At 76.0% G+C, this 4,747-nt stretch carries 1 protein-coding gene; it reads right to left on the reverse strand.

What is annotated here, in order from left to right:
• Positions 1 to 72: 72 nt before the first annotated feature.
• Positions 73 to 4,479, reverse strand: a complete 4,407-nt coding sequence (locus tag ACFT55_RS19090) for a S8 family serine peptidase (RefSeq protein WP_380245426.1) — start codon at positions 4,477 to 4,479, stop codon at positions 73 to 75.
• Positions 4,480 to 4,747: the final 268 nt, after the last annotated feature.

Genomic DNA, 4,747 nt, shown 5'->3' on the forward strand with positions numbered 1-4,747 from the left:
GTGCTGACTTGATCCTCAAACTGGCGGTTTGAGGATCAAGTCAGCACGCTCGTTGCCTGGGTCGGTTTCAGGTCAGGGCAGCTCCGGCAGGTCGAGGAGCGCCACGCCCGACCCCGTGGGGACGTACCCGTACACGAGGACGCGCGAGCCGTGGACGGCGAACGAGTCCGACGGGAAGAACGTGCGCTGGTCCACCATGTGGCCGACGTCGAAGAGCTTCCCGTCCGCGTCCCACACCACCGGCGTCGTGTCCTCGGGCGTGGGCTGGGCGCTGCCGAGCACCAGGCCCTCGTCCGTGATCGCCGTCGCGGTCCCGTCGAACCCGAGGTCCGGCAGGCGCCGCATGCCGTCCTTCGCCGTCCAGACGAACGCGTCGTCCCCGGACCGCCCCACGACGACGCCCGCCGCGTTGATGCCCTGCGCGACCGCGTCGCCCATCCGCGGGAGGAGGCCCAGGTCCTCGACCTCCCCGGCCGGCGTCCAGCGCACCGCGTGCGCCGCGCCGTCGAGCACCGACGTCCCGACGACGAAGCCCGCGTCGTTGATGGCGAGCGCCTTCGTGCCGCTCGGGTCGTCGCCCAGGTGCGGGAGCATCCGGAAGCCCGCGCCGTCCGTCCAGACCCACGGGTCCGCGTACCGGTGCGCCTTGCCGTCGACCATCACGTCCTGGACCGACGTGCCGACCACCTGGACGCCATGGGTGTCCGTCGCGTCGTTGAGCGCGAACGCGTAGGTGGAGTCGTAGTCCCGCGTGCCCGGCACGCCGAGGTCGACCAGCGTGCCGTCCGCGCGCCAGAGCGCTCCGACGACGTCGCCGGACCTCCGCAGCACCTGCCCGGCGGCGTCGCCCGCCTCGTTGATGCCGTAGGCGGACCCCATGCGGCCGTCCGGGCCGACGTCGAGGGGCGTGAAGCCGCCGTCGGCCGTCCACAGGCCGGGGGTGGTGAGCCCCTTCACCTGGTCGTCGCCGGCGACGACGCCGGAGCCGTTCATGTCCGCGCCGACGAACGGCTGGTCGGTCGCGACCACGTCGGCCTGCGGGGTGCGGACGGCCGCGACCCGGACCTGCGCGTCGCCGACGACGCCGCCCTCGGCGTTCACCAGGGGCACGGTGCCCACCAGCGCACGGGTACCGAACGGGTGGGCCACCGCCGTGACGTCGACGTCGAGGCCGAGCGCGGCCCCGGGGGCCAGCTCGTGGGCCGCGTCGTCGGTCGCGGTGACGGTGCCGAGCGACGGGGAGAAGAACTTCTCCACGTAGTCGAACTCCACCTGGCCGCCGGGGACCGACGTGCCGGAGACCACCACGATGTACGTGCCCGGCGCCGGGTCGCGCACCGTGAGCCGCTCGGGCACCGCGCCGACCTCCTGGCCGCGGGCCACGACCTGCCCGCTGGCGAGGTGCACCAGCAGCACGTCGAGGTCCGCGTCGGCCAGCGGCGTGAGGGTGAGGTCGAGCAGGGTGGCGTCGCGCGGGACGTCGACCCGGTTCTGCTCGACGCCGCCCTGGACGATCTGCCCGCGGAGCTTGACCGTGCGACCGAGCGCACCGGCGGCGGGGTGGACGTCGACCGTGCCCCACGTGTTCGTCGCGGCCAGCTGCACGCGCTGCGGGGTCTGCACGTCGAGCGTGTCGAGCGAGACCTCGGCGGGCGTGAACGAGACGCCCTCGAGGGCGGCACGCACGCGGTAGCCCGGCGTGGCGGCCGGGGCGACGCGCGACGCCTCCACGACCAGCTCCCACACACCGGCCCGCGGCCGCTCGTACGAGTGCCTCGACGGGTCGCACGTGTCGGTCGCCGTGTAGCAGGCGGACGGCGCGTCGACGGGCAGGCCGACCGGGTCGAACGCCCGCACCCGGACGCCCGAGGCGGGGGTGCCGTCCGCGCCCGCGAGCGAGACCTGCAGGTTCTGCACGCCCTCGGGCACGGCGACGAAGACGGACTCGGCGCCGCCGCGCGGCACCGTCCCCGTCGCGGTCACGGTGCGGGCCGGCGCGGCGGCGACGTCCGTCGCGACGACGGTGAGCGGCACGACGTGGTCGACGCCGGGCGTGCTCGGGTCGTCGACCCGCAGCAGCGCCGAGTGCAGGCCGACGGTGCGCGGGTGCGCCTGCACCTGGATCGTCGTGGCGTCGCCGCGGCCGAGCCGCACCTGCCGGGGCACGTCGAACGTGCCGTCGTCGCCGACGAGCGTGAGCCGGTGCAGCTGCGACGCCGCGGACCCGGTCGTGCGCGTCACCTGCACGTCGTACGACGTGCGGTCGCCGGGGGCGAGGCCGCCGTTGCCGGGCAGGCAGCGGTCGTGCACGCCCGCGCCGACGCCCGGCGTGGCCAGGGCCGCCGACAGCGCGGTGCACACCGGCGCCGTGACCGTGTAGGCGGCACGCTCGGGACGCGCGGCGCCGTCGACGAGCAGCTGCCGCCACGCGGCGGGCACGTCCACGACGCCCGCGCCCTGGGCGGCCACCTGGACGCCGTCGATCAGCCGGGCGGTGTCCGTCACGGCGCTCCGCACGCCCGCCGCGGTGACGGCGGTGCCGCGGGCCTTCGCCGCGGAGCGCAGCAGCGCCACGTCGCCCGCGACCTGCGGCGACGCCATCGACGTGCCGTTGAGCATCCCGTACCCGGCGGGCAGGTCGTACCCGGTCTCGGGCACCGCCTCCCCGTCGAGCCACGTGGGGATCGCGGAGACGGCGGCACCAGGTGCGCTCACCGTCGGCTTGAGCGAGCCGTCCTCCGACGGGCCGCGCGCCGAGAACGGGAACAGGCCCAGGTCGGTGGGGACGCGGGAGCCGTAGTCCGCGAACCAGGTGTCGTCGCTGACGGACGCCGCCACGCTGATGACGCCGTCCCCCGTGGACGGCGGCGAGACGGTGTTGAGGCCGGGGCCGTCGTTGCCCGCCGCGGCGACGATGTCGACGTCGTACGTGTCGACCAGCTGGTCGTAGAGGCGCGCGACGGCGCTCGAGCCGTCGTTGAGCGGCACCAGCCCGCCGAGCGAGACGTTGACGACGTCGACGTGGTGGTCGACGACGAGGTCGATCATGCCCTCGGTGAGCGCCACGGCGGTGCAGCCGCCGTTCCACGTGCAGGCGCGCGCGGAGACGATCTGCGCGCCGGGCGCGGCGCCGCGCATCGCGCCGCCCAGCAGCCCGTTGCCCGCCGCGATGGCGGCCACGTGCGTGCCGTGCTCGGCCGCCACGACGCCCAGGTTGACGTAGTCGCCGACCTTGCCGACGTTCGCGCCACCGAGCGGGGACAGGTCGACGTCCTCGCGGTAGTCGACGGTGAACGGCATGCGCTCGGCGACGTCCGTGCCCGGGTCGTCCGTGCCGAGGTAGCCCACCTGCCGGTCGACGCCGAACGGCAGCATCGGCGTCTCCTCGACGAGGTCGCCGTCGGCGTCGGAGTCCACCCGGATCTCGTGGGTCTGCGGGTCGTACAGCAGCGCGAAGCGGTCGGAGGTGTCCCCGTCCCGGTTGAGGTCGCCGGCGGCGTCGGCGCGCGCGGACGACGTCTCGTTGACCGCCGCGACCAGGTACGAGCCCGCGGGGGCGGTGTACTGGATCCCGCCGTACCGGAACGACGGCCCGGTGACCTTGGTCTGCAGGCGCTGCCAGGTCGCGTCGCTGTCGACGACCGGGTCCGTGGCCGTGAACCAGTCCAGGACCTTCGGCTTGCCGTCGGCGGTGGTCTGCAGCGCGGGGTGCGCCAGGTCGACTCCGGTGTCGAGGACGCCGATCACGGTGCCGCGGCCGTCCCAGCGCGGGTGCGCGTCGGTGAAGGTGACCGCGCCGGTCTCCGCGACCGGCAGGTACGGGTTGGTCGCGGGGGTCGACGCCGTCGGCGCCTCCGGGGTGTCGGCGGCAGGGCTCGCCGTCGCGCCGTCCTCGCCGGCCGCGACCGGCGTCGGGTCGGGGACCTTCAGCTCGCGGTCCAGGTCGACGGCGAGGACGTCGCCGCGCGCGGCGAGCGCCGGGACCTCGTCGGTCGGCACGGTCGCGCGCACGTAGCCGAGGTCGTCCTCGGTCCGCCCGACGACGCCGCCGGTGCCCTCGACGGCGTCCTCGACGGCGCCCGCCCGGTCCGGCCGCACGGCGAGCAGGACGGTGACCGTGGCGTCGTCGGAGGCCTGCGCCTCGCTGAGGAGCCGCTGGTCGGCGTCGCCCAGCTTGGCGTCGAGCGCCGTCGCGTCGTCGCCGTCGACGACGGGGGCGAACCCGTCGGCGCCGTCGTCCGCCGCGTAGGGGTCGTCCGGTGCGCCGGCCGCCGCGTCCTGGGCGGCCTCCTGCGGCGAGACGAGCGCGTCCCCGTCGTCGGCGGCGACCGCCGAGGGGCGGGGGGCCGCGGCGGGGGGGCCCCCCGCCGAGGGTGGGGCGAGGGCGGTGAGGGCGAGGGCCACCGCCGTCAGGACGACGGCGGCTCGCCTCGCGCGTGCGGACCCGGGGGCCGGCACGCGGCGGAAGGTCGGTTTCATCGGGGCTCCTCGTGTGAAGGGGTTCCCCGAACGCTCCCGGTGAGGCGTCGACCGGGTCAACGACCTGGCGCGGCGGATCCGCGCCACGGCACGATCTCGCCACCTGCCCCCGCCCCCACCCCCACCCACCCGGACGCAACGAGCGTGGGGGGGGGTTTGGCTAAAACACCGGGGGGGGGTGGGATAAAGCCCCCCCGGTGGGGGGCCCGGGGGGGGGGGGGGGGGCCGGGGGGTGTTGGGGACGCGGGGGGCCGCCCCCCCCCCCCGC

It is taken from the genome of Isoptericola sp. NPDC057191 (assembly GCF_042670225.1).
Classification (GTDB): domain Bacteria; phylum Actinomycetota; class Actinomycetes; order Actinomycetales; family Cellulomonadaceae; genus Isoptericola.

Bases quoted from the DNA above. Each gene is read 5' to 3' on its own strand.
- ACFT55_RS19090 (WP_380245426.1), bottom strand. From the start codon at position 4,479: ATGAAACCGACCTTCCGCCGCGTGCCGGCCCCCGGGTCCGCACGCGCG.